Source organism: Burkholderia sp. FERM BP-3421 (assembly GCF_028657905.1).
GTDB lineage: Bacteria > Pseudomonadota > Gammaproteobacteria > Burkholderiales > Burkholderiaceae > Burkholderia.
Genome location: NZ_CP117781.1, coordinates 550,263 through 574,595, shown reverse-complemented (window position 1 = coordinate 574,595; position 24,333 = coordinate 550,263). Strand labels below are relative to the sequence as shown.

Below are 24,333 nucleotides of genomic sequence, written 5' to 3'. Positions count from 1 at the left end.
GTCTCGAACGGCAAACCGCTCTCGATTCGTCATGTCGCTCGCGCTCGACGCTGTTCGGCGGCGTTGTGCCTTGATCCTGTTGTTGCGCTTCGGCTAGGTCCGACCGGATGTTGGTATGGAAGAAATCAGGACGGCCCCGCATGATGTCTTGTGACCGTCGAATGCGACAGCGCGGCCATTGATGCGAACCATTTCGTCGCCTTCGAGAATCTCGCATTCGCCAAGCCCTGCCTGGCAGGCACAACGGTCGCCCATCCGGGCGACCGCCCGTCCCATTACGTTCGAACTGTCGCTGCCGGTCCTGACCCGGCAGCCACGATTGGTCGAGTCGCCGACTCGAATGATGCCGCGCATGATGACCTCGTCTCGATCTATTTGAATGGGTTTGCACCGCTCGTCTTCTGGTCCCATGCGGCCTTGATCTCCGCATCCGGCGGGCTGACCATGATGATGCTCGTCGTCCCGTTCGGGCGACGGTTCACGGTCGCGCTGGCGCCTCCGTTCTGGTAACTGGCGATCAGCCCCAGGCCGATTTGTATAAGCGGGGACGTCACGCCGGTGTTGCCGATGCGCGCGCCGATGTCATAGCCCTCCTCGACATCGTTCAGGTTCGGCGCCGGGCCGCCGATCTGCGCCAGAGCCCGGTTCAATGGAATCATCGAGAGACGATCGCCCGTCGTGTCGTAGAACACGCGCTTCGGCTCCTGGCCGTCCGGCAGGGCCGCGCGCGCCTGTTCCCAGCCGGCTTGCAATGCTGTTGCTTGGGCTGAGGTCTTGAGGGGGCGTCCATGGTCGTCCGTCAACTTCACGTCGACCGGGCGATGGAGATAACCGAGCAGCGGTGCGCTGTCGAATTTTTTGAGTTGCCAGGTGGTCCACCGCACCGGGAGGTATGGCGTCGGTGTGAAATCGCCGGGCCCTTTGTTGTCGATGGTCTTCCAGAGTTCGGGCAGTTGGGCATGCCACCAGTTCAACGACATGGAACCGAGCGCGGACGGATCATCGACGCCCGCTGCTTTTTCTTGTGCAAGATAATGAGCATTGAAGCTGTCCGGCCCCCGATCGTCGTTCGTGGCCCAGAAGAAATTCCATAACTTGGTGATGTCGTAACCCGTGCTGTTCTTGTTGATCTGTGCAGTTTGATCGATGACGAAAGGGCGAACGAGTTTATCGACTCGATCCGATCGTGCAAACAACATTCCACCGCTGCAATCCGGACGCTCCGGAATGATATGGCCTGCTTGCGGCGCGCCACCGCTTCCCGGAGGTCTGAGAAGGGAACGTAGCATCGACCCGTCCGAACTGAACACCAAAACCTCCGGCACGTCGGGATGCGCATCGAAGAAGGCGAACAATTTCTCGATCATTTCCACGCCATCGTCGGTATTCGCGTCAGCGCCCCAAAGCAACAGCGTCACACCCAGGCTTGCTTTCTGGCGCAAACCTGCGATCTGCTTGGCAGCACGATAGTCGTTTCTTTTATCCTTCGGCGGCCCCCAAATGATGACGGGCACAGGCCAATATTCGACAGCGCGACGGGCGGCAAACTTGAAGCCCGTGCCGGAGACAATGCGGTGGTTGTCGAGCCTGTGTCCGTCGTTGTCCGGATAGTCCTCCGGGTTTTGTGACATGTAGGTCTGGTGGTTATCTTTCTTTGCTTCGATCTCCCTCCAGATTTCGTGGTTAGTCTCCCACCCGGTAACAATGCTCGCACCTCGCACTTCTAAAACGTATTTGCTTCCTGTTTGAGACAGCATCGCAGGCGAACCGTTGAATCCGTGCATCTTTCTTTCGGTTATGTCTCCCGAGTTCGATTCAGCCAAATGACCGGCAGACGCGGACAATCGATGTATCAACGCGGCGCGAAGTCCATATGCAAAGATGATGACCGCAAGCACTACGAGCACGCCATTCCGAATATAGCTTCCCATATGGAACATCTCCTGGCCAGCTTCTTCCCAATATCTGTGCGATCTCGCCATGACCAAGACAATCCATATAAGTGTGGTCAAAACGAAGATCGCGATGTAAGGCCAAGGGCGAGGTTTTGCAATCATTGCCGGTATCCTTGGAGCACTTGCCTGAGCTTCTTGCTCCCATCCACCATTCGAACTTCTTGTGCCTCTCGTTTCTCGTACTCAACTTGTACTCGTCTCGAAGCGAACGCGGCAGTTGAGGTCAACTCACTAGTCACAAGGGGAGGAAATGTGCTCGATACATATTTTTCTGGAAAGATACCGACCGAATAGTAATCGGCACATGCCTGAATAAAATCTTGCGCTCCCTGATTTAATCTTTTGTAGTTCAAATTATTTTTTATTTTGAATAATGCTGAATCATCCATCCTCCAATCAGCCATCAAGATCAACAACTCCCGCCAAACCGGGTCATCAAGCGTCACGGCTTGACCAATAGCCACATCCATCGCCGTCACCCACCGATGATTTCCGGCGCTGCGCAAGATGCCCGAGTGGTAGTTATTCACCTCGTAGGCCCCGCGATCCGTCCTCATTCGCGCGCGCGCTTCGTTGGGCGTCTCTTCCCGCTCGACGCAATAGGCCATCTTCGAACCTGGATTTCCCATCGCCATGAAGGGAACCGGCCTGATCCGCCAATTCTCGGATTGGTCGTCCACCGCTTTGTTGGCATTGAATTCCGCCTTGACCCGTTCCAAGTCTCCGGGCGCACCCATCACGAAACGCTCGACCATCTTCCATTTGAGCTTCGCGTACTGATTGCCCAGGACAATGTTCTTCGTCACATCATCAAGCCCCGTCAAGCCGGCCACATCGGCCTTCCCCGGCCGCGGGCCGCCGCGCACGACCTCTCCCCCGTACAGGTCGGGCACACAGGGCGGCTTGAGTTCCTCTCCGTTGATGAAGCGAATGTCGTCGCGTTCGAAAGATGCATGGAGAAATGCGCTCTTACTCATCTCGAGCGCGGTGCCCGATATCGAACCATCTGTCTCGGGGCCGGGCGCCAATCGTTCAAATCGCTCGCGAACCGATAGGCGAGCAGGCGGCAGCCCTACTTTTACCTTCTCGAATTTTCCGCTGCCGTCCTGATCCCTTTCCATTCGTGTCCACATGCGCTGGAAAAAGCGTTGCCCGGACTTCTGCTGCCCCAACACCGGCATCGCCGGCATGGTCTTCCCCGGATTGGTCTTCAGCGCATCGCCGTCGGCAGGCACGGCATCGGGCACGCCGAACGTACCGATGCCGCGTATCTTCTTCAACCCCACCACGGCGTCTTCCGGACAGAAATACAAGTAAACCTTCCCGCGATTGTCACGTTCGTCGAACGTCACCCAACGTTTTCCACTTTCATCCAGACGTTTGCCTTGGGTCTTCGTCCAACCAGCCCCAGTGCGACCGCCATGCTTCTCGTGGTTGATCATCAGCTCGGCTAGGTCCGGAATCGTATGCGGCTCCTGCGTCACGGCATTGACGATATCGATAAGGGTCTTGAGCTTGGCATGCCCGGTCTGGTTGCACGCTTCCGTCTGATACAGGGAGTACGGCGAGTCGACCATGATGAGACAGTCCACGCAACGCTGCCCCTGTTGCTTGAGGATGGCTTGCGCCAGCAGCGCGATGATCGTGCCTTGGCTATGCCCCATGATCGTGATCGTTTCATTGGCGGGGTTCAACCCGTGAGCTTCGGCAACCGTCTTGGGTTGAATCGTCCGGATCGTCGTGATCAGATTCGCGAGGCGCGTGGCGGCCAGAACGAAATAGCGGCGACTGGGAGAGTCCGCTGCATAAACGGTGTTGCCGCCCAGTGCATGCCGCGTCACGAACCGCGTCTTTCGATCCGCCTTGAATCCTTCGTCATACATCTGCGGGATGTTGTTGGTCGCATTTGCGAAGAAACCCCCAGCCTTCGCGAAGTGCGCATCGAGCCGATTGCCGTGGATATCCTGATACTGCCCGCGCGTCATGAGGTTCCCGTTCTCGTCTGCCGTCCTGCTCTTGACCTCGCCCGGATTGTCGATCTTGGCGATGTCGCTGTTATCGGCGCGCATGCCCCAGTAGAAGGGAATGAAAAAGCTCTTCGTGAGATTGGCGATTTCCGTCCGACGATACAGATAGGTATCGGGATCACTCAGGACTTCGGCATCGGCGATATCGACATCGGCTTTGGGCTTCCTGGCAGCCGATAGATACCCAACACCATAGCGCCCCGCCTTCAAATCGGTCCGCGACAGACGATCGTTCACCCCCTGACACAAGCCCTGCTCCACAACCGAACAAGCCGCCCCCGGATCGTTCACGCCGTGTATGAAGATGACGATGCCCGGCAGATCCCCAGGCAGAGGGACATTGCGCGCATCCGGTCGATTAGACATCGTGACGCCGGCCCCCTGAGCCGCGACGCGATAGTCGTCATTCTTTTCCGTCATATATCCCTCCTCCCACCGCTCAAAGCGACGGTTTCAATATCTCGACCTTGGCGATGCGCATCACATCGTCCTTCACCACGCTCGTCAGGCCGCTCGCGTCGCTCTTGCCTTCGAACACGCGGCCGTCGTCCAACGTGATCCGATAGTGCTGATTGGCCGCGAGCGCGGGGGCCTCGGCGGTATGCCCGGGGAAATGCAACCGGAATTGCTGGTCGGTCGGTTGGCTGTTGAACGACGCGCTCGAAACCTGCTGCGTCGATGGCCCATCCCACTCATGCGACGCCGCCTGCAACACAATCCGGGTATTCGTACCGAGCGTGATGCCGTCTCCGATCCTGATATAGCTCCCGTCTTCGGCAACGAGCCGGATCGTCGGCGCGGTCACCAGCACCTCGTTGTCGTTCGTCGTGATCCTGATGCCTTTCTGGGCGCTCGCCGTGAGCGTATCCGCCTGCGCCTGCAACAACACCGGACCTTCGCCTGCGATTGCCTGCACGCCAGCGCCGCGGGCGTACAGTTGCATGCCGTGCCCGGCCGTCGCATTGAAGCGCTGGCCGCTCATCAATTGAACATGCTGCTGCGCCACCTGATCGATGTTTTCACCGGCATAGGTCACGTGGGTTCTCGGTGTCACGTTGACGGAGCCGGCTTGCGCACCGAACGCCAGCAGCGCCTGCGAACCGTCGGCGGCGCTCGCATCGCCCGCCTTCCAGGCCTCGAATGCCGATGCGACGGCGCCTTGCCCCGCCGCATCGGCCGCCCACCCGCCGTGTTGCCCCGCGTAACGACCCAAGGCTTCGAACAACTCGCCGCACTGGCCCAGCAAGCGGATCAGTTCCTCACGATCGAGTTGGCCGCCGCCCGCTTGCGTCCGCGCATAGGTCGTCAGCAGGATCCCCTGTGCGGCGCGCAGCGCGGCCGCCGCGTCCGTGCGCAACTCCGCGCCTTCGCCGCGATCCGCGCCCTGGCCATTGCTGCGCGGTTGCGTGAGGTAGCCGAGATTGAGTTGGGAGAAGCCATGCTCGCTCGCCAGCTGTGCGCTGATCTGATGTGGCGTGTCATCGAGCCGGAGCTGGTTGTATCGCTGACCGTTGATTTCCTTCGTCTTGAGCCCGGACAGGTAACGATTGCCCGGCAGATTGCCGGTATGGCTGAACATGGCGGGCATATTCGCCCCATTCGGCAGGACGCCGATGATGACCAATCGATCCGGATCTCCCGCGATACAACCAAGCAGCACCTCCATGCCGACGCGCGGCAAAAACATCCCGCCGAAGTTCGGCCCGGCCTAGCTGGATGCGACGCGCACCGGGGCGCTGTCGTTCGCGTCGCCCTGGGTGCCCGCGCCTCGGGCATGCGCATGGTCTGCCGGATCGAGGCCTTGTATCTGCACGCGAACGCGGCCGTGCGCGTCGCAAAACACCTCATCGCCTTGCTGCCCGACGATCACGCCGGTCAGCAAGTGCGCCGGCGGCAGATCGACGTGCGGATCGTAAGCAGGGTTGAGCGGGACGCCGCGTCGCACACAGGAAAAAGTATTCCCGTACCGGGTATCCGACCCGTCCGCCAGTTCAGGCGGCAACACGGGCGCGCGATGGTTCAGGTTGCGGCTCGCGGCGAAGAGTGCATAGGCGCGATCGGTCAGCCCTTTGGGCAGGTTGTTCCAGACGTCGTGATGAAGCGACGTGATCACGAACTGCCGTTGATCGACTGGCGGCGCATCCCATTCCGGATCGCCCCCAAGGGTGAACCAACTGCCGACCGCAAGATCGCGCACCCCGCTCGCGCCGTCGTAAATCTCCGCCTCGAATTCATGCGCGAGCATCCGGGCGCGGGTCAGGCGATCGTGATCGCCCCAGGAATCGCCGACGTGCGGAATATCGATGACCGTATCCGTCAACAACCGGGCGAGATCGTTGCCCGCCTCGCCCTGATCCGCGTTCGTCGGCACGTCCGACGCATCCGTCCGGGCTTTCTTGTAGTCCCAGGAAGGCCGATCGGTCTTGCCCGGAATCAGGCGTTGGTGCAGCGCGAACAACGTGATGGTGTCGCGCTCTTCCGCGCCTGCATCGCGCGGATGCAGGCGCACCGTGCCAGCCGACGCCTGCGACAAACGCATCGGGTCGTCGCAGAACACCAGGGTATGCACCGGCGTCTCATCGACAGCGCCGCGTTCGCCCCTCTCCTGACCCGCCTTCACGAATACCGTGATACCTTCGCGCCGCAGCAGGCGACGCACGAAATGCGCATCCGACTCATTGACCTGACGGGTGATTTCCCGAGCGGGATAGCGGCTCTCGTCGAGCCTCGACAGATCGAATTCGCACGTCTGCGTCAACACCAGGCTGTATCGCCGCCATTCGTCCAACATCACCCGCAGGATCTCGATAATGGACTGCGAGCGGAACACGCGTGAATTGATGCGCTTTTCCATCAACGACAGCGCGTCGCTGACGGTCAGCTGGTACACCGTCAGCTCGCCATCCGATGCGCCGATCTGGACGTGGGTGACGATTGCATCGATGGTGTGCAGCCGGCCTCGATCCGTGACGATCCGCACTGAAACAGGCAAGCCCATGAGGCGTTTGGGCGGCAGATCGTGGCGAGCCGACACACAGGTCAAATGTCCGTGAATACCGGTCATCAGCCCTTCGTGCAGATCAGCGTGTTGAAGGGCCAGAAATTGCCCGACCGAGCGTTGCGCCTTCCCGAAATCCAACGCGACGGGCCGATTGTTCCAATCGAGCGCCCCGGACGCAATTGTCCTCACTGTATTGGCTAAGCTCACAAGCGGCCTCTCTCGGATCTCGTGTCGATGAGGCAATTCACCCGTGAGATTCAACTGAGAGGGTTGCTCACCTTGAAGCGTCGCAGCATATCAAGGTGAACTATGAATATATATATTCCATGAAGACGTCGATATCCGATCGAGCCCGCTCACGACGTCGAAAAAATACGATCTCGAACTGCATGCCATGCCTGGGCCGATAAGCATGCGACCAACGTGTCGCGGGTTATATTTTTAATCGTTGTCGGCCATTCTCCGCCCAGCTTGATGCGGACCGTACATACGATCTCGAATCGAACGTACCGGTTCGCCGACGGTTTGAAGCAGCCAGCCGGCAGCATTGCTTTTATGCTTGGCGTGAACCCGCTGCACAACCGCCAAAACCGACGACATAAACGTCAACGATGGTTGCAGTCAGATCGTTGGACCTCCTCGCCCCATTCCCATCACGCGCACGCAGTCAGGATCGGAAATATCTGCGCGCGCCCCGGACGCCGAGGCGATCCCGCGCGTGAAGCCGCTGCTCGGACAGGATTGGTTGGGAGGCACAGCGGCCAGAACCGGGGCGAAGCGACGCCGACGCGGCGACCCTGCGCGCCGCCGCGCCGCGAGCCGTTCCCCCCGCCCGCGGCGCGCCGCATCACTTGAGCCCGAAGTCGACGCGCGTCGTCGCCCCCTTGTCCTCGATGCCCTTCGCATCGAGCTTCGGCGCGACCACGAACACGCGGCTCGAATCGACCTTGCCGTCGAGGTACTGCTGGACCGACTGCGCGCGGCGCTGCGCGAGCGAGCGCAGCGCCGCATCGTCCACCGGCGCATGCGCGGCGATCGCCTGCTTCATGTCCGCATCCGGCAGCGTCTTCTGCAAGCCGATCAGGTTGCGCGGCTTCTTGAAGTCGGCATCCTTGTACGCCTTCGTCAGGTACGTGTGGTACTCCTCGGGCGTCACCTTGATCGTCATCGGATCGATGCTCTCGCCCTGGCCCACCACGTCCTTGAGCTTCTGCTGCCGCACGAGCCGGTCGACATACGCGTCGCGCAGCCCCGGCAGATCCTTGTCCGGATCCACGCGGCCGATCAGGTCGAGCCGGATCGACTGCTTGTCGGCGAGCATCTTCACGATCGTGTCGAGCTTCTTCTGCGACGCGTCGCTCAACTCCGCCGAGCCCGGCGCGAATTCGACGTAGCCCAGTTCCTCGCCGCCGCCGCCGAACGCATTCGCGAGCAGCGTGAACGGCGACGTCACCGCCTTCTGCAGCAGGTTCAGCACCGCATGCCAGATCAACCCGCCGATACTGAACTCCGGATTCGACAGCGAGCCCGACACCGGAATGTTCACGTCGATCTCGCCGCGCGAATTCTTCAGCAACGCGATCGCGAGCCGCACCGGCAGCTTGGTCGCGGTGTCGTTGTCGACGTGGTCGCCGAACGTCAGCTGGTCGATGAAGATGTGGTTGTTCGCGCCCAGCTGATCGTTGTCGAGCTTGTAATGCAGGTCGACGTTCAGCTTGCCCTTCGTGATCGGATAGCCCGCGTACTTCGCCGAGTACGGCGTCAGGTTGGTCAGCTCGATGTCGTGCGCGGACGCCGTGAGGTCGAGCGCCGGTTTCGCGATCAGCGGATTGACCGAGCCCTTGATCGTGATCGGGCCGTTCGCCGCGAGCTTCGCGTTGACGTCCACCGGCGCGGCCGTGGTCGACTCGGTGCCGAACGCGCCCACCGTCCCCTGGATCGATACGAGGTCGGCTGTGTAGTTCGGCTTGATGAAGTTGTCGGTATAGCTCACGCGGCCGTTCTGCAGCACCAGCTGGCCGAACCGCAGATGCACCGGATGCTGCGGCGCCTCGGGCGCCTTCACCACGGTCGGCGCGGGCGCCGATGCGGCCGACGCGGGCGCCGCCGCATGCGCGGCCTGCGCCTCCGAGGCCGGCTGCGGCGTCAGCGGCACCGGCTCCTTGCCGCTCGCGTCGCGCGTGAGCGACTGCGCGGGGCCGCTCTCCTTCGCCACCACGTCCTTCAGGTTCAAACGCCCCTGCGCATCGAGCAGCACGCGCCCGTAGAAGTTGGCGAACGTCACGCGCGCCGCATCCACGTCGGTCCCGCGCGCGCTGTCGTAATTCGCCTTCAGGTTCGACAGCGCGAGCGAACGCCAGCCCGCGAAGCGGTCCGAGGTGGCCTTGTCGAGCAGCCGCACGTCGACGAGCGCCATGTCGCCGCGATACGAGGCCTTCATCGCATCCTTGGCCTGCGTGAATGCCAGATTCCCGTTCGCATTGAGCAGCGCGCTGGCGATCGTCGCGTTCAGCATGCTGCCGAAGTACGGCTCGAACGCCGCCGCGTCGAGGCGATCGCCGTTCAGCTTGAGGCCGAGCTTGAGCGGCGATGCCGTCACGTCGCCCGACACGCTCAGCGATCCCTTGCGGTTCAGCGTCGTCTTCAACGCGATAGGCAGCGGCTTCGACAGATCGTCGCTGATCTGCTGCACCTTCAATTGCAGCGGCGCGAGCGCGATGCGCACCGGGCGCGGCGTGGAATTGTCGGTGAAGTTCGCCTTCGCGTCGTTCAGGTTCAGCGCGTCGATCCGGTAGTGCCACGACGGCGCGGCCTGCTGCGCCTTGCCCGCGACCGTGCGCGCGGGCGCCCGCTCGTGCGGGCCGGCCAGTGCGGCCAGGTCGATGTCGCCGTTTTTCAGGCGCTGCACGTCGAGCGCAAGCCCGCTCGCATCGACGCTCGCGATCTCGGCCGTGCGCGCCGCCGCATCGACCTTCGTGATCTTCACGCTCGCCTGCGGCAGCGCGAGCGCCGGCGTCTTCGCGTTCGGCAGCGCGATCTTCAGCGACTTGAGATCGAGCGTGCTGTCGCTGACCTGCGCGTCGAGCGGCGTCTTGCCCCAATCGACCTTCGCGTTGATCGCGGTGCTGAGCGCGCCGTCGAGCACGCGCGCCGCCGTCACCTCGCCGAGGTACGGCTGCACGGCCGGCAGCGCCAGCGCATCGACCGTCAGCTGCGTATCGGCCTGCTTCGCCGCGACGCTGACGTTGCCCGCCGCCTTCAACGCGCCGCCGTGCGCAACCTCGGTCGACAGCGTGTAATGCGCGGGGGCGCTGCCTTGCAGCGAGAAATTCTCGAGCGTCGCCGCGAGCTGCGTGAGCGAGACGGTGGTGGCCGGGGTCGGCACGCTGTCGTCGAGGTTGATCGTGCCGCCGTTGACGGCGAAGCGCTTGATCGTCAGGTCGAGCGGCTCCGCCTTGCCCGCTTCGGCGGCGGCGGCCGACGCGCCCGAGGCGGCCGCCGCAGGCGCGGCGGGTGGGCCCGCCAGCTTCTCGACGTTCAGCACACCTTGCCGGTCGCGCGCGAGATCGATCACCGGCTGATCGATGCGGATCTCGTCGAAATGCAGCTTCTGGTGCAGCGGCTCCAGCTGCGCGGCCGCGATGTGGATCGCGTGCGCCGCGAACAACGGCTTGTCGGCCGGGTCGGTCACCTGCGCATCGTTCAGGTCGACAGTGCCCGACACGCGCACCGCCGGCGTCTCGCCCGCCATCGCGAAGTTCACGGTCAGGTCGCTCGACAGCCTGCCCGAGCGCACCACCACCGGCAGCTTGGCCGGCGCATAGGACAACAGGCGCGGCACGTCGAGCCCGTCGAACTTCACGCTCACCTCCGACTCGCGCGTCTGCGCGAACGGCTTGGTCCGGCCGTCGATCGCGATCGGGCTGCCGTCGAGCCGCGCGCGCAAGGTCGGCTGCACGAAGATGTCGGTCTTCGACGGCAGCGTCGCGAGGAACGGGATGCCGAGCGACCACTGATCGATCACGTGGCGCGCGTTCAGCAGGCGGTCGTCGAACTCGATGCGGCCGTCATGCACCTGGATGTTCGACACGGAGAAGCGCGTCGGCTTGCTGTCGGGCTTCGACGGCGTCGAGAACTTGTCGATCAGGTCGGTGAAATTGAAGCGCTGCGCGTCGTAGCGGACGATCCGGAAGCGCGGTGCGTCGAGCCGCACTTCGTTGACGATCGGCGCGCCGCGCAGGAGCGACATCCACGACGGCCGCACCACGAGCTTGCCGATGTCGACGAAATTCCCCTGCCCGCCGCGTTCGCCGACATGGACGTCGTCCGCTTCGAGATTGAGCGTGTAGGGATTGAGCGCGATGCGCCCGATCGTCGCGGGCCGGTCGAGCTGCCGGCTCAGTTGCTGCTCGGCGAGATGACGGATCAGCGGCGGCGCGGCGAAGAAGCCGAGCAGTCCGAACAGCGCGAGGAAGATCAGTATGCCGAGGCCGATGCGCTTCGTGCGCCGCGCGCGGGCGACGCCGCGGAGTGTCTGCAAGGTCGAATGAATGGTTGCTTTGTCGAGGCTTGCCATACGGAAACGTGAAGTGCCATTGGGACGACGCAGGCGCGCCGCCGGGGAAAGACGGAAAAGAAGACGTCCAGCTTTCCGAAGTATAGGCGCTGGACGTCTCGCGACGCATCCGCGCGCCGTTCAGCGCGCGCGGATGCGTTCGTATGACGAGTGGCGCGGCAAGACGTTCACTTGCGCACGACGGCGGGCGGCTGCCAGGTGCCGTCCGCCGCCTGTTTCCTCGGCGCGTAGAGCCGCAGCGCGAGCGCGAAATCGGCGCGCGGCGCGGGCAGCCAGTTCGACGCGGCGGCCCCGCCCGGCGAGGTCGCCGACACGACGATCTCGATCGAGCCGTCGCGGTTGCGGCGCAGCCGGTCGCGGTCGCCGAGCGAGCGCCGCGGGCCGCGCAGCTCGGGCAGCGCGCCGTCCGGCGTGTACGTCGTCAGGCTCCAGAAAGCGCGCGCGGGCGGCAGCGCATTCGCCGGGAAACGCACCACGTAGCGGTTCGCGCCGTTGAGCGGCTGGCCGTCGCGGTCGGTGCGGACCAGCGCGAGCGTCTCGTCGTCGCGCGTCGCCGCGCCGAAGCGGGTCGACGCGGCGTACGCGCGCAGCGCGTAGTCCTGGCCGTAGCTGCCCGCGCTGTCGCCGATCCAGTTCCAGCCGTTCGCGGCCAGCAGGTTCGACGGCGGCGCGGCCAGCCGGTCGCGCGCCTCGGCCACGCCGCCGTCCGCCGCGGCGAGGCGGTCGCCCGACCACGGCACCGGCGCGCCCGCCGTCACGCCGATGTCGGCGAGGATCTCCTGCGCGTGCGTGTCGTCGGACGCGGCCGGGTTGTCCTGCACGGCCTGCGCGAAACGCTCGAAGAAAGTCTTGGCATCGAGCGCGGCCACCTGCGCGGCGGGCGTGCCGCCGCTCGCCGCCTCGGCGGGCGCGCTGCCCGTGTGGACCGCCATCGATGCGCCGCGCGCCGCGCCGGTGTACACCGACAGCGGCACCACGCGGATCGCCCGCTGGAGCTTCTTGACCGCGGTCAGGTCGCGGCCGCCGCTCGTCTGGATGCGGATCTCCAGCCACACGTCGCGCGCAGGCACCTCGACCCGCGTCACGCCGGCCGGCAAAGCGCCCGTCCACCCCGCGCCGACGAACGCAATCGTTTGCGATCTGCTGATGCCGGAACGCGGGTTCGCGCTCGCGCCGCTCGACCAGAGCACGTTGGTCCACATGTCGAGCGCGCGGGCGTCCACGTAGCGGCCCCGGGTGTCCGGCAGCGACAGGAGCACGGGCTCCGCGCCGACCTCGAGCCAGCCGGTCGAATCGAGCGTATCGACGCCCGGCAGCGGCGGATTCGACGCGCCGGCCGGCGGCAGCGCCTGCGCGTGGCGCAGCGTGTTGACGGGCGCCTGGCCGGGCTGCGCGCCGTCGCCGCCGGTGGCGGCCTGCTTCGCGACCGACATCAGCACGAGCGGATACGCGTAGATATAGGAATCGGCCACTTCGCTGCGCATCCAGCCGGTCTTGCGCTGGATGGCCTCCGGCGTGGCCGCGCAACCGGACAGCAGCGCGGCGATGACGAGCGACGCGCACGCGCGCCGCATGTAAACGGTTTCTCGTTGAATTCTTATCATGTGATGGTGCGACAGACGCGCAGCCGGACTGCGCGGTTGAGCGGCGGCCAGCATGGCATGGTGGTCCCTCGTAGCGTAGGCGCCGGCCGGGTGAAGCAATCTTTCAGAATGGGTTGTATCGTACTATTCCCACCCGCGCGAAAACAATGCCGGCGCGGGTGAAAAACCGGATTTGCGGCGATTACATCGCAATTCGTCGTCAATCGCCACGTCAGATCCTATCTGCCGTCACAGCCCGGCGTATTGTTTCGGGAGTCATCATGTACCTGCCAGCCCACTTCGACGAGCGCCGCCCCGAGGCGCTGCGGCAACTGATCGCCGACCATCCGCTCGGCGCGCTCGTCACGCATGGGCCGGACGGCCTCGACGCCAATCACCTGCCGTTCGAGTTCGAGCCCGATGCGGCCGGGTGCGGCACGCTGCGCGCGCACGTCGCGCGGGCCAATCCGCTGTGGCGCGAGGCAACCGGGCAGCCCGAGGTGCTGGTGATCTTCCAGGGGCCGTCGGCCTACCTTTCGCCAAGCTGGTACCCGGGCAAGGCGGAAACCCACCGCTATGTGCCCACCTATCAGTACATGGTCGTGCACGCGCACGGCCGGCTCACGGTGCGCGACGACGAACGCTTCGTGCGCGGGCTGGTCGCCCGGCTCACGCGCCGGATGGAAGCCGACGAGCCCACGCCGTGGAAGATGGGCGACGCGCCCGCCGACTTCATCGAACAGATGCTCGCGGCGATCGTCGGCATCGAAATCGAGGTGACGCGGCTGGTCGGCAAGTGGAAGCTCGGCCAGAACCGCGACGCGCGCGATCGGATCGGCGCCGCGCAGCGCATGCGCGAGCACGGCGGCGACGCGCGGACGGGCGTCGCGGACGCGATGCTGAAGGCCCGGCCGGACGATTGATCCCCTATTGGTCGAGAGGGGAATTCATCTTCGCTTGACCTTCCCATCATGGGAAGCTTGATACTTCGGTCATTGGCGCGATTGCGCTGTTTGCCAGGAAAGGCTCCATGACTGATCTCACGCTACCGACGCTGGGTGAAACGATCCGCCTCGAAGTGGAAGGCATGCGCTGCGGCGGCTGCGCCGGCAAGGTCGAGCGCGCGCTCGCGCAGGTGCCGGGCGTGACGCGCGCGACGGTCGATCTGGCCGCGCGGCAGGCGACGGTCGAGGCCGAGCCGGCGGTCGAGGCGGCGCAGCTGGTCGCCGCGCTGGCGGCGCTGGGTTATACGGCGCGCGCGCTCGAGCCGGACACCGATGTGCAGCGGGATGCGCGCGCGGTCACGCTCGACGTGGCCGGCATGACCTGCGGCGGCTGCGCGCGACGCGTCGAGCAGGCGCTGCGGCAGGTGCAGGGCGTCGCGCAGGCGCGGGTGGATCTCGATGCGCGGCGCGCGCATGCCGAACTGGCGGGCGATGTGACGGCCGAGCAGTTGATCGACGCGGTTCGGCAAGCCGGTTATCAGGCCGCGCTCGCGGAATCGACGGCCGACGCCGCGCCCAAGGCGGCGCCCGCCGCTCCGTCCGTCGTCGCGGCGGTGTCCGTGCCGTTCAACATCCAGCGTGCGAAGCCTCCTGCGCGCGCGGCCGCGGCGGTCGGAGCCACGCATGAGTTCGACATCGACGGGATGACCTGCGCGTCCTGCGCCGGACGGGTCGAAAAGGCGCTTGCTCAAGTCCCCGGGGTCGCCCGCGCCGCCGTCAATCTGGCGACCGAGCGCGCCACCGTCGAAGCCGTCGCCGACCTCGATCCGGCTGTGCTGATCAAGGCCGTCGAAACCGCCGGGTATCGTGCCTCGCTGCCCGATAACGCCCCGGCTCCGGTTGCACCCGCCACCGCCACGCACGAACTCGACATCGGCGGCATGACCTGCGCCTCTTGCGCCGGGCGGGTCGAAAAAGCCCTCGCCCAGGTTCCCGGCGTCTCGCTTGCCACCGTCAATCTGGCCACCGAGCGCGCCACCGTCGAAGCCGCGACCGACCTCGATCCGGCAGTACTGATCAAGGCCGTCGAAACCGCCGGTTATCGTGCCTCGCTGCCCGATAACGCCCCGGCTCCGGTTGCACCCGCCACCGCCACGCACGAACTCGACATCGGCGGCATGACCTGCGCCTCTTGCGCCGGGCGGGTCGAAAAAGCCCTCGCCCAGGTTCCCGGCGTCTCGCTCGCCACCGTCAATCTGGCGACCGAGCGCGCCGCCGTCGCAGCCGCGACCGACCTCGATCCGGCTGTGCTGATCAAGGCCGTCGAAACCGCCGGCTACCGCGCCGCCGCGCCCGCGACGCCCCGCACGACTCCCGCCGCCCCGCAGTCCGCCGACAACCGCAAGGAAGCCGAGGCCCGCCATGAGCGCAACCGCGTGATCGCCGCGGCGCTGCTCACCGCCCCGCTCGTGCTCCCCATGCTGGCCGCGCCGCTCGGCATCGACCTGATGCTGCCCGGCTGGCTGCAGCTCGTGCTCGCGACGCTCGTCCAGTTCGGGTTCGGCGCGCGCTTCTACCGGGCCGCCTGGCATGCGCTCAAGGCGCGCGCGGGCAACATGGACCTGCTCGTCGCCCTCGGCACGAGCGCCGCCTACGGCCTGAGCCTTTGGCAACTCGCGCGCTATCCCGACAGCCACGCGCATCTGTACTTCGAGGCGTCCGCCGTGATCATCACGCTCGTGCGCTTCGGCAAATGGCTCGAAGCCCGCGCCAAGCGCCAGACCACCGACGCGATCCGCGCGCTCAACGCGCTGCGCCCCGACCGCGCGCGCGTCGTCGAACACGGCGTCGAACGCGACGTGCCGCTCGCCCAGGTGCGGGTCGGCACGCAGGTCGCGATCCGGCCCGGCGAACGGATCCCCGTCGACGGCGAGATCGTCGCGGGCGCGACCCACGTCGACGAAGCACTGATCACCGGCGAAAGCCTGCCCGTGCCGAAAGCGCCCGGCGATCGCGTCACGGCCGGCGCGATCAACGGCGAGGGCGCGCTGACCGTCGCCACCACCGCGATCGGCGCGGAAACGACGCTCGCGCGCATCATCCGGCTCGTCGAATCGGCACAGGCGAACAAGGCACCGATCCAGCGGCTCGTCGACCGGGTCAGCGCGGTGTTCGTGCCGGTCATCCTCGTGATTGCGCTCGCCACGCTGTTCGGCTGGCTGCTCGCCGGGGCCGGCGCGGAAACCGCGATCCTCAACGCCGTCGCCGTGCTCGTGATCGCCTGCCCCTGCGCGCTCGGCCTCGCCACGCCGGCCGCGATCATGGCGGGCACCGGCGTCGCCGCGCGGCGCGGCGTGCTGATCAAGGACGCCCAGGCGCTCGAACTCGCGCAGCGCATTCGCATCGTCGCATTCGACAAGACCGGCACGCTGACTCAAGGCCGGCCGACCGTCGCGGCCTTCGAGCCGATCGGCATCGCGCGCGGCGACGCACTCGCGCTCGCGGCCGCCGTGCAGCGCCGTAGTGAGCACCCGCTCGCCCGCGCGGTCGTCGCGGCCGCCGACGCGGACCCCGCTGCCCGCCAGTCGGTCTACGCCGCCGCGCCGACCGGCGACGCCCGGGCCGTGGCCGGCCGCGGCGTCGAGGCGGAGGTCGCCGGGATGCGGCTCGCGCTCGGCAGCGGGCCGTGGCTGCGCGAACTCGGCATCGTCGCGCCGCCCGACGCGGTGCGACGCGCGGCCGAGCTGGAAGCGGCGGGCCATACGGTGTCGTGGCTGATGCGCCTCGACGCGCCCGCCGCCGCGCTCGCCCTGATCGGCTTCGGCGACACGCTGAAACCCGGCGCGCGCGCGGCACTCGACCGGCTCAGCGCGCGCGGCGTGCGCTGCGCGCTCGTGACCGGGGACAACGCCGGCAGTGCGGCCGCCGTCGCGACCGCGCTCGGCATCGACGAGGTCCACGCGCAGGTGCTGCCCGACGACAAGGCCCGCGTGGTCGCTGCGCTGAAGCACAGCCCCGCCGACATCGTCGCGATGGTCGGCGACGGCATCAACGATGCGCCCGCCCTCGCCGCCGCCGATATCGGCATCGCGATGGCGACGGGTTCGGACGTCGCGATGCACACGGCCGGCATCACGCTGATGCGCGGCGATCCGGCGCTGGTCGCCGACGCGATCGACATCTCGCGCCGCACCTACCGCAAGATCCAGCAGAACCTGTTCTGGGCGTTCGTCTACAACCTGGTGGGCGTGCCGCTCGCGGCCTTCGGCCTGCTGAACCCGGTGATCGCGGGCGCGGCGATGGCGTTCTCGAGCGTCAGCGTCGTCACCAACGCGCTGCTGCTGCGCGCCTGGCGCGGCGACGCCGCCCGCCCGCGCCACTGAGCCCGCAGCCGGGAACCGCGTCGCGCGCGGCAGGCAAGCGGCCCGCCCGGCAAATGCCGGGCGGGCCGTCGTCGTATTTGAAGAAAGCGGAGGGCGCGCCGCCGCGCGAGGATCAGGGCGGCGCGACGGGCTTCACGAGCGTGATGGTGATGTCCGCGTAGCCGAGGCCGCGATACAAGGCCAGCGCCGCCGCGTTGTGCCGGAACACCGACAGGCCCAGCTGGGTCACGCCGAGCCGGCGCGCCTCCTCCTCGACCTCGAGCAGCACACGCGTCGCGACACCTTCGCGGCGGTGCGCGGCATCGACTTCCAGATCGTGAATGAACAGCGAACGATGGGGGCCTTCCGTGACCACCGCGTACCACAGGCTGGCCAGCGGCTCGGCCTCGGCCTCGCCCTCGGCCGAGGCCCGCACGGTCAGCAGCACCTGGTCGTCGGACAGGAGCCCGTCGGGCAACAGCAGTTCGAGGCAGGCCGCCGCGCGCGCCTCGGCATCAGCGGGCAGCGCCTGGCCGGATTCGACCAGATCCCGCGCATAGCCGGACACCGCGCGCCGGCGGTACTGGCGGAATTCCTCTTGAGTCATCGGTCGCATCTGCAGCATGTCGCACCTGTGCGCGAAGCGGAGACACTACCGAGTGTAGCGGGCGGAAACCGACGGAGCGACGCGAATGCGCGCCCGCGATGCAATGCGCCGGCGCGTCGGCCGGGGCGGACGATCAGTGGCGCGGCAGGCCGACGGGCACGATGTGCGACTGGCGCACGCGCTCGGCCTCGGCGTGGCGGGCGGCGTACGAGTAATCGGCGTCGAGCGGCAAGTGCGGCGACGCAAAGAGATCGTCGATCTTTTGAAGCAGAGCGAGGATGAAGCTCATGTGCGACTCCTGTCAGATAAGGACTAGGGTTTTCCCCAGGAATGAATTCTAAGGGTTTTCCCTGAATCTGACTAGTGCACTGCAGCAATCGGCCGCAGGGGGCCTGCATGCGCCCCCTGCCCGCGTCAGCGGGAACGCGGATGGCGGGCGGGCTTCGGAGCCGGCCGGGCCGCCACGGACAAGCGATTGGTCAGCCGTTCGACCTGCGCGCCCTGCTCGTCCTGGCGCTGGGCCAGCGTGATCAGGTTCGCCTGCTGGGTTTCCTGCGCAGCCGCCAGCCGGTCGATGCGTTGCTGCAACGCAACAGTCTCATGCTTCAGGCCGGAGACCGTCATCGTCTGCGCAACCAGCGCACCGACGCCCACCACCACGATCACCGCGAGCGCGAGCAGCAGCCGGTTCACGCGCCGCATCTCCGCGCCCGCCGCGCGCCGCAGCTCGACGGTCTCGATCTGCAAGGCCCGGATCCGGTCCGCCAGCGGCCGCAGGTGCGCGTCGAGATCGACGGCGGGCGGTTGAGGCGCTGGCGCCTCGTCGGTTGCGGCGGACGAGGCAGCGGAGGCCGCCGGGGCCACCAGGATCGTCGCGGCGGAGGGAACCGGCGTGTCGGCCGGCGCGGACGACGCCGTTGCCGCGAGCGCCGCGGCGGGTGCGGGTGCGGGTGCGGGTGCGGGTGCGGGTGCGGGCGCGGGTGCAGCCGATGCGACAGGCGCTGCTGCCGCTACCGGGGCCGCTGCCGGGGCCAACCCGACCACCGGTTCGGCATGAGCGACCGTGGGCTCCGCCGCCGGACGGGACGCCCGGCGCTTCGGCGCAGCCACGGCCGCCGCGCCTTCCGGGGCGTTGGCAGGGTCGGCGCGGCGCGGCGTCGTTCGGCGGGACGTGGATCGCGCGGGAGCGGGCGGCGGTGCGACGGCCGGCGACGAAGCCGCGTCGACCGGCAGGGCCGCCTCCGCCACCACTTCGCCCCGCGCCGCCTCGTCCCGGCCCGGTGCGTCGGCCGACGCACCGGCCGTCGACGCGCCCGACGACGGCGCATCGGCGCCCATCGTCAAATCCACCTCCGGCGCCTTGTCCGGCTCAGCCGCCGCAACGGGCGCCGGCGGCTCGAAGCCCGTGAGCTTGCCCTGCCGGCCGTCGTCAATCGCGACAGCCGGGCCTTCGTCGGCCTCATGCGTGACGGCCGCCGGGCCGGCGGCCGTGTGCGCCTCGTCAACCGGCATCCCGAACAGGTCGAGCGTGCGCGCGTCGCGCCCCGCCTCGCCGCCGGCGGGCCGGGTCGTCGTGCGCGCCGGCGCGGCGCTGTCGGCCGCCGCGGCGCGCGAGCGCCTCGGCGCGCGGGTCGAACGAGGGGAACGGGGACGGGAAAGGGAGACGGAATCGGTCATCGGCTGCGGCGGCGCGGCGAACGCGCCGGACAAAGGCTGTGCTCAATCACGAGAAGCGGCCATTGTCTCATGCCGAACGCCGGACACCGCATGTCACTCGTCAGGCAACGTGCTCTGCCGATCCTGGAAACCCTTCACGCCCGGCAACTGCCGGACCTTCGCGCAAATGGCCTCGTATTCCTGCGTCGAGACGCGCGCCAGCGCGATCGTCACCTCGTCGCAGTCGGGCGAATCCTCGCTCTGCTGGACGACGAACTGCTTGACCCGCGCGCTGTCGACGCCGAGCGCCGTGTGCAGGGTATGGAAGGTCAGCGTGCCGCGCTCCACCAGCAGCGACATCTGGCGACGCTGGCGCACCGTGATGTAGCGGCGTTCGAGCGGCTTGATACCGGCCAGGATGATCAGCATGATGATCGTCGCGGCGATCGCCGCCGTGTACAGTCCGCCCCCCACCGCGAGCCCGACCGCCGCCACCGACCACAGGCTCGCCGCCGTCGTCAGCCCGCGGATGATCTCGCCGCGCAGCAGGATCGAGCCCGCGCCAAGAAAGCCGATCCCGGACACGACCTGCGCGGCCATCCGCGACGGATCGAGATCGACGTGCGCCTGCCCGAGGACGTCGGCGAAGCCGAAGGCCGACACGATCATGATCAGCGCCGAACCGACGCAGACCAGCATGTGGGTGCGCAGGCCGGCTGCCCACGACAACCGCTCCCGCTCGATACCGATCACGCTGCCGAGCGCCGCCGCGAGCACGAGCCTCATCACGAGTTCCACATTGTTCAGCATCCGCTTTCTCCTTTTTTGCGCGCGGGCCCGCCCGGGCATCCGCCGGGTGCTTTATCCTTGCGATCGGCGCACCCCGCGCCGGGCCGAGTCTTCACCGTTCATCGTACTGTTCGCCGCCGCCATGTCCGTTCCAGCTTCCGCCTCCGCCTAAGCCGCCCGGCTGCGCGAGCATTTCTCCCGCGTCGTCCTGCCTCTGTGGCGCGGTCCGGGGTTCGACCGCGCGCTGGGCCTGCCGTTCGAGGCGGTCGCGCCGGATACGCTCGCGCCGCTGCCCGCGACCCGCTACCGCGCGATGGCCTGTGCTCGCCAGTTGTTCGTGTTCTCCCAGGCGGGCGACGCCGATCACGCGCACGCGCTGTTCGACGCATTGTGCCGTCACTTCCGCGATCCCCGCCACGGCGGCTGGTTCTACAGCGTCGACGCCCACGGCGCACCGCTCGACCGCACCAAGGATCTGTATACCCATGCGTTCATCGTGTTCGCATGCGCGGAATATTTCGCCGCGTTCGGCAACCGGGACGCCCGGGACATCGCGGACCACACCGCCGCGCTGATCGAAACGCGTTTCGCGCGCCAGCCCGGCGACGCGCTGCTCGACGCGGCGCGCGACGAGGCTTTCGCGCAGACGGCCGCTGGTCCGCTGCAGAACCCGCTGATGCACCTGACCGAGGGCTGGCTCGCGGCCGGCCGCGCGTTCGCGGATGCCGCCTACGACAGCGCGCTGCTGCGCACGGCGCAGGCCGTCGAGCGCCGCTTCGTCGATCCGGCCACGGGCTGCGTCGCCGAGCTGCCGCGCGGCAGCGCCGGCAATCGCTTCGAGCCCGGCCATCAGTTCGAGTGGTTCTATCTGGTCGGCGCCGCCGGCGCGCGGCTCGCGGCCACCGGCCTGCCGGACGCGCTCGCGCGCGCCTATGCGTTCGCCGAACGGCATGGCGTCGACCCGCAGACGGGCGGCGTGTGCGCGGCCATCGACGAACAGGGCGCCTGCCTCGACAGCACCCAGCGCATCTGGGCGCAGACGGAATACCTGCGCGCGCTCGCGACCCACGGCGGCGCGGACGACGCGCTCGCCCGGCAGATCGGACGTTTCGAGGCGCGCTTCCTGAACGCGGGCGGCTGGTACGAGTGCAAGACCGCGTCGGGCGAGGTGTCGCGCGCGGACATGCCGTCGACCACCCCGTATCACCTCGCAACCGCCTACGCGGCGTTGCCGGCGAGCGCGTGAGGCACGCCGCGCCGCCTGCGCGGACCGCCGGCGGCGTGAGGCGGACGTTTCTTCGATTGTTTCCCCGCGACCGCTTACGCGACGCTGCCTGCGAGCGCGTGAGGCGTGCGGCGCGCCGCCTGCGCGGACTGCCGGAACCGTGAGGCGGATGTTTCTTCGATTGTTTCCCCCGCGACCGCTTACGCGACGCTGCCTGCGAGCGCGTTAGGCGTGCGGCGCGCCGCCTGCGCGGACTGCCGGCGGCGTGAGGCGGACGTTTCTTCGATTGTTTCCCCCGCGACCGCCTACGCGACGCTGCCTGTGAACCCGTTAGGCGTGCGGCGCGCCGCCTGCGCGGACTGCCGGCACCGTGAGGCGGACATTTCTTCGATTGTTTCCCCCGCGACCGCTTACGCGACGCTGCCTGCGAGCCCGTTAGGCGTGCGGCGCGCCGCCTGCGCGGACTGCCGGCACCGTGAGGCAGACGTTTCTTCGATTGTTTCCCCGCGACCGCCTACGCGACGCTGCCTGCGAACCCGTTAGGCGTGCGGCGCGCCGCCTGCGCGGACTGCCGGCGGCGTGAGGCGTCAGTTTTTCTCCGGTTTCCGGCAGCGCAACCGATTGAGGCATGCCTCGGAACGCGGAGGACCAAGCCGGCATGGACGGGCTTTCGCTCGTTTCGACGGAGCCGAGGTATTCCTCGACAGTCGCACGCGCATGGCCGAGCGGCGCGACATGCTCCCCGCCCCCGGCCTCGCATCACTTCAATTCAACCGCCCCGCAGGCGTCCTACACCCGCGTCACGCCGCCCAGCGCCCAGGCTCAGGCCGGCTCAAACACACCATGGGCCTCCGCCTTCACCGCGTGGCCGTGGCCGGCCGCCGCGCCACGCCGGTCGCCCAACTCGAACACCGCGACCGAGCGCAGCAGCTGCTGGGTCTGGTCGTTCAGCGACGAAGCCGCCGCCGCGACCTGCTCGACGAGCGCCGCATTCTGCTGGGTCAACTGGTCCATCTGCGTGACCGCCTGGTTGACCTGTTCGATCCCCGCGCTCTGCTCGACCGACGCGGCGGTGATCTCCGCCATCGTCTGCGCGACCCGCGAAATCGACGTCGACACGCTGCGCATCGCCGCGCCGGCCCGCTCGACCAATTCCGAGCCGCCGTCGATCTGCGCCACCGATTCCTCGATCAGCGCCTTGATCTCCTTCGCCGACTGCGCGCTGCGCTGCGCGAGCGAACGCACCTCGCCCGCCACCACCGCGAAGCCCCTGCCCTGCTCACCCGCGCGCGCCGCCTCGACCGCCGCGTTCAGCGCCAGGATGTTGGTCTGGAATGCGATGCCGTCGATCACCGAGATGATTTCCGCGATCCGGCCCGAGCTTTGCGCGATGCCGCGCATCTTGTCGATCACGCTGTCGACCACCCCGCTGCCGTGGCTCGTCACGCCCAGCGCCTCGTCCGCGAGCGTGCTCGCGGCGCGCGCGCTGTCGGTGTTCTGGCGCACGGTCGCGGTCAGTTGCTCCATGCTCGCCGCCGTTTCCTCGAGCGAGGCCGCCTGGCTGCCGGTACGCCCCGACAGGTCCGCGTTGCCGCTCGCGATCTCGCCCGCGCCCAGGTGGATCGCGTCCGACGCCTGACGCACGATGCCGACGGTCTGCGCGAGGCTCGCCTGCATCGTCGCGAGGCCGCGCAGCAGGTGATCGATCTCGAACACGCCGCGCGGCGTCACGCGCGCGTCGAGACGCCCCTCCGCGATTTCCTCGAAATGACGTCCCACCTCCGCCAGCGGCTCGACCACCGCGCGGCGCGCGGCCGCGTAGATCGCCGCGCTGCTCGCGAGCATCGCGAGCAGCAGCACGATCGCGACCCCGCGGAACCACGCGCTCGCGGTGTCGATCGTGTCGAACGCGTCGCGGCTCGCATGCCCGCTGAAATCGACGAAGTTGCGCAACTCGGCGAGATACGCGTCCTGGATCGACTGGGTGGGCTGGTCCAGGAACGCCTGGATGTTGTCGGCCTGGAGGAACTGCACCAGTTCCGCGAGCGCGTCGTGCAGCTTCCTGTAACGCTCGGCGAGCGCGGCCGTGCGTGCGCGATTCTCGTCGCCGATCGAGGGCGCGTTCGCAAGCGCCGCGAACGCCTTGTCGGCGAGCGCCAGCTGCTCGGCGGCGTGCTGGATGATGTCGGTCGGCTTCGGGCCGCCGCGCACCATCCGCGTGCCGGCCCGCGACAGGTTGATGCGGGCGTCGAGCAGACGCTGGGTGGCCTCGTTGACGACGCCCGACTGCACGAGCGCCACGGTCGACAGATCGTCGATGCCGTGGCGCGTGGTCGAGAGCGACCAGAAGCCGAGCCCCTCGACTGCTAGCTGGAACAGGCAGAAGACGGTCAAAACGGCGAGCAGACTCGACGCGAGCTTGATTTTGCTGAACATGCGTTTCCTGGGGAGAGCAAATAGAGAAGTGACGCTCAGGGCGTTAGCGGCATTTCGCCCGTGGACTTGAGATATCAGTCCGGAAATCTCATTTGGACCGCGTCGGCCGCAACAATCATGTATGCATCACATCATTTGTCGCAAAACCCGCAACGAATTAGCTTGCGCATCG

Annotated in this window: 13 protein-coding genes and 1 pseudogene; 3 read left to right on the top strand and 11 right to left on the bottom strand. The window is 67.2% G+C overall.

Annotation, left to right across the window (positions count from 1 at the left end; genetic code table 11):
• Positions 1–93: 93 nt before the first annotated feature.
• From Bsp3421_RS05640 to Bsp3421_RS05615, 6 genes and pseudogenes are all read right to left on the bottom strand, one after another.
• Positions 94–354 (bottom strand): PAAR domain-containing protein, encoded by a 261-nt coding sequence (locus Bsp3421_RS05640; RefSeq protein WP_273997342.1) that lies wholly within the window; start codon positions 352–354, stop codon positions 94–96.
• 17 nt (positions 355–371) lie between these two features.
• Positions 372–2,057 (bottom strand): type VI lipase adapter Tla3 domain-containing protein, encoded by a 1,686-nt coding sequence (locus Bsp3421_RS05635; RefSeq protein WP_273997341.1) that lies wholly within the window; start codon positions 2,055–2,057, stop codon positions 372–374.
• The gene (locus Bsp3421_RS05630; protein WP_273997340.1) at positions 2,054–4,402 is read right to left on the bottom strand and encodes a T6SS effector phospholipase Tle3 domain-containing protein; all 2,349 of its coding nucleotides are present in this window, start codon (positions 4,400–4,402) and stop codon (positions 2,054–2,056) included. The genes Bsp3421_RS05635 and Bsp3421_RS05630 overlap by 4 nt, the downstream gene beginning before the upstream one ends.
• 19 nt (positions 4,403–4,421) lie before the next feature.
• A pseudogene (locus Bsp3421_RS05625) lies at positions 4,422–7,046 on the bottom strand (type VI secretion system Vgr family protein).
• Between the two features lie 784 nt (positions 7,047–7,830).
• On the bottom strand, positions 7,831–11,559 hold the full coding sequence (locus Bsp3421_RS05620; RefSeq protein ID WP_273997339.1) for a DUF748 domain-containing protein: 3,729 nt from the start codon (positions 11,557–11,559) through the stop codon (positions 7,831–7,833).
• A gap of 167 nt (positions 11,560–11,726) precedes the next feature.
• Complete coding sequence (locus Bsp3421_RS05615; protein ID WP_273997338.1) at positions 11,727–13,163, bottom strand: DUF1254 domain-containing protein; 1,437 nt, start codon at positions 13,161–13,163, stop codon at positions 11,727–11,729.
• A 260-nt stretch (positions 13,164–13,423) separates the two neighbouring features.
• Between Bsp3421_RS05615 and Bsp3421_RS05610 the strand changes: the two genes are divergently transcribed.
• Entirely contained in the window at positions 13,424–14,065 is a 642-nt protein-coding gene (locus tag Bsp3421_RS05610; protein WP_273997337.1) for an FMN-binding negative transcriptional regulator, read from the top strand.
• A gap of 107 nt (positions 14,066–14,172) precedes the next feature.
• Positions 14,173–17,469 (top strand): heavy metal translocating P-type ATPase, encoded by a 3,297-nt coding sequence (locus Bsp3421_RS05605; protein WP_273997336.1) that lies wholly within the window; start codon positions 14,173–14,175, stop codon positions 17,467–17,469.
• A 112-nt stretch (positions 17,470–17,581) separates the two neighbouring features.
• Here the strand turns inward: Bsp3421_RS05605 and Bsp3421_RS05600 are convergent, their stop codons facing one another.
• The 4 genes from Bsp3421_RS05600 to Bsp3421_RS05585 all read right to left on the bottom strand — a co-directional run bounded on the left by Bsp3421_RS05600 (position 17,582) and on the right by Bsp3421_RS05585 (position 20,521).
• On the bottom strand, positions 17,582–18,073 hold the full coding sequence (locus Bsp3421_RS05600) for a GNAT family N-acetyltransferase (protein WP_273997335.1): 492 nt from the start codon (positions 18,071–18,073) through the stop codon (positions 17,582–17,584).
• A gap of 115 nt (positions 18,074–18,188) precedes the next feature.
• Positions 18,189–18,344, bottom strand: a complete 156-nt coding sequence (locus tag Bsp3421_RS05595) for a hypothetical protein (protein WP_252984101.1) — start codon at positions 18,342–18,344, stop codon at positions 18,189–18,191.
• Positions 18,345–18,469: 125 nt separating this feature from the next.
• Positions 18,470–19,732, bottom strand: coding sequence for a flagellar hook-length control protein FliK (locus Bsp3421_RS05590; RefSeq protein WP_273997333.1), 1,263 nt, complete (start codon positions 19,730–19,732; stop codon positions 18,470–18,472).
• Between the two features lie 93 nt (positions 19,733–19,825).
• Positions 19,826–20,521 carry an MgtC/SapB family protein gene (locus tag Bsp3421_RS05585; protein WP_273997332.1) on the bottom strand — a complete coding sequence of 232 codons (696 nt, stop codon included), beginning with the start codon at positions 20,519–20,521 and terminating at the stop codon, positions 19,826–19,828.
• A 160-nt stretch (positions 20,522–20,681) separates the two neighbouring features.
• On the opposite strand from Bsp3421_RS05585, the gene Bsp3421_RS05580 reads away from it, so the two are divergent.
• A complete protein-coding gene (locus Bsp3421_RS05580) occupies positions 20,682–21,746 on the top strand; it encodes an AGE family epimerase/isomerase (protein WP_273998294.1) in 1,065 nt (354 codons plus the stop codon).
• Positions 21,747–22,547: 801 nt separating this feature from the next.
• Here Bsp3421_RS05580 and Bsp3421_RS05575 read toward each other — a convergent pair.
• On the bottom strand, positions 22,548–24,161 hold the full coding sequence (locus Bsp3421_RS05575; protein WP_273997331.1) for a methyl-accepting chemotaxis protein: 1,614 nt from the start codon (positions 24,159–24,161) through the stop codon (positions 22,548–22,550).
• Between the last annotated feature and the right edge of the window lie 172 nt (positions 24,162–24,333).

Coding starts and splice junctions, on each gene's coding strand:
- Bsp3421_RS05640 (WP_273997342.1), bottom strand. CDS start 354: ATGCGCGGCATCATTCGAGTCGGCGACTCGACCAATCGTGGCTGCCGG.
- Bsp3421_RS05635 (WP_273997341.1), bottom strand. CDS start 2,057: ATGATTGCAAAACCTCGCCCTTGGCCTTACATCGCGATCTTCGTTTTG.
- Bsp3421_RS05630 (WP_273997340.1), bottom strand. CDS start 4,402: ATGACGGAAAAGAATGACGACTATCGCGTCGCGGCTCAGGGGGCCGGC.
- Bsp3421_RS05620 (WP_273997339.1), bottom strand. CDS start 11,559: ATGGCAAGCCTCGACAAAGCAACCATTCATTCGACCTTGCAGACACTC.
- Bsp3421_RS05615 (WP_273997338.1), bottom strand. CDS start 13,163: ATGATAAGAATTCAACGAGAAACCGTTTACATGCGGCGCGCGTGCGCG.
- Bsp3421_RS05610 (WP_273997337.1), top strand. CDS start 13,424: ATGTACCTGCCAGCCCACTTCGACGAGCGCCGCCCCGAGGCGCTGCGG.
- Bsp3421_RS05605 (WP_273997336.1), top strand. CDS start 14,173: ATGACTGATCTCACGCTACCGACGCTGGGTGAAACGATCCGCCTCGAA.
- Bsp3421_RS05600 (WP_273997335.1), bottom strand. CDS start 18,073: ATGCTGCAGATGCGACCGATGACTCAAGAGGAATTCCGCCAGTACCGC.
- Bsp3421_RS05595 (WP_252984101.1), bottom strand. CDS start 18,344: ATGAGCTTCATCCTCGCTCTGCTTCAAAAGATCGACGATCTCTTTGCG.
- Bsp3421_RS05590 (WP_273997333.1), bottom strand. CDS start 19,732: ATGACCGATTCCGTCTCCCTTTCCCGTCCCCGTTCCCCTCGTTCGACC.
- Bsp3421_RS05585 (WP_273997332.1), bottom strand. CDS start 20,521: ATGCTGAACAATGTGGAACTCGTGATGAGGCTCGTGCTCGCGGCGGCG.
- Bsp3421_RS05575 (WP_273997331.1), bottom strand. CDS start 24,161: ATGTTCAGCAAAATCAAGCTCGCGTCGAGTCTGCTCGCCGTTTTGACC.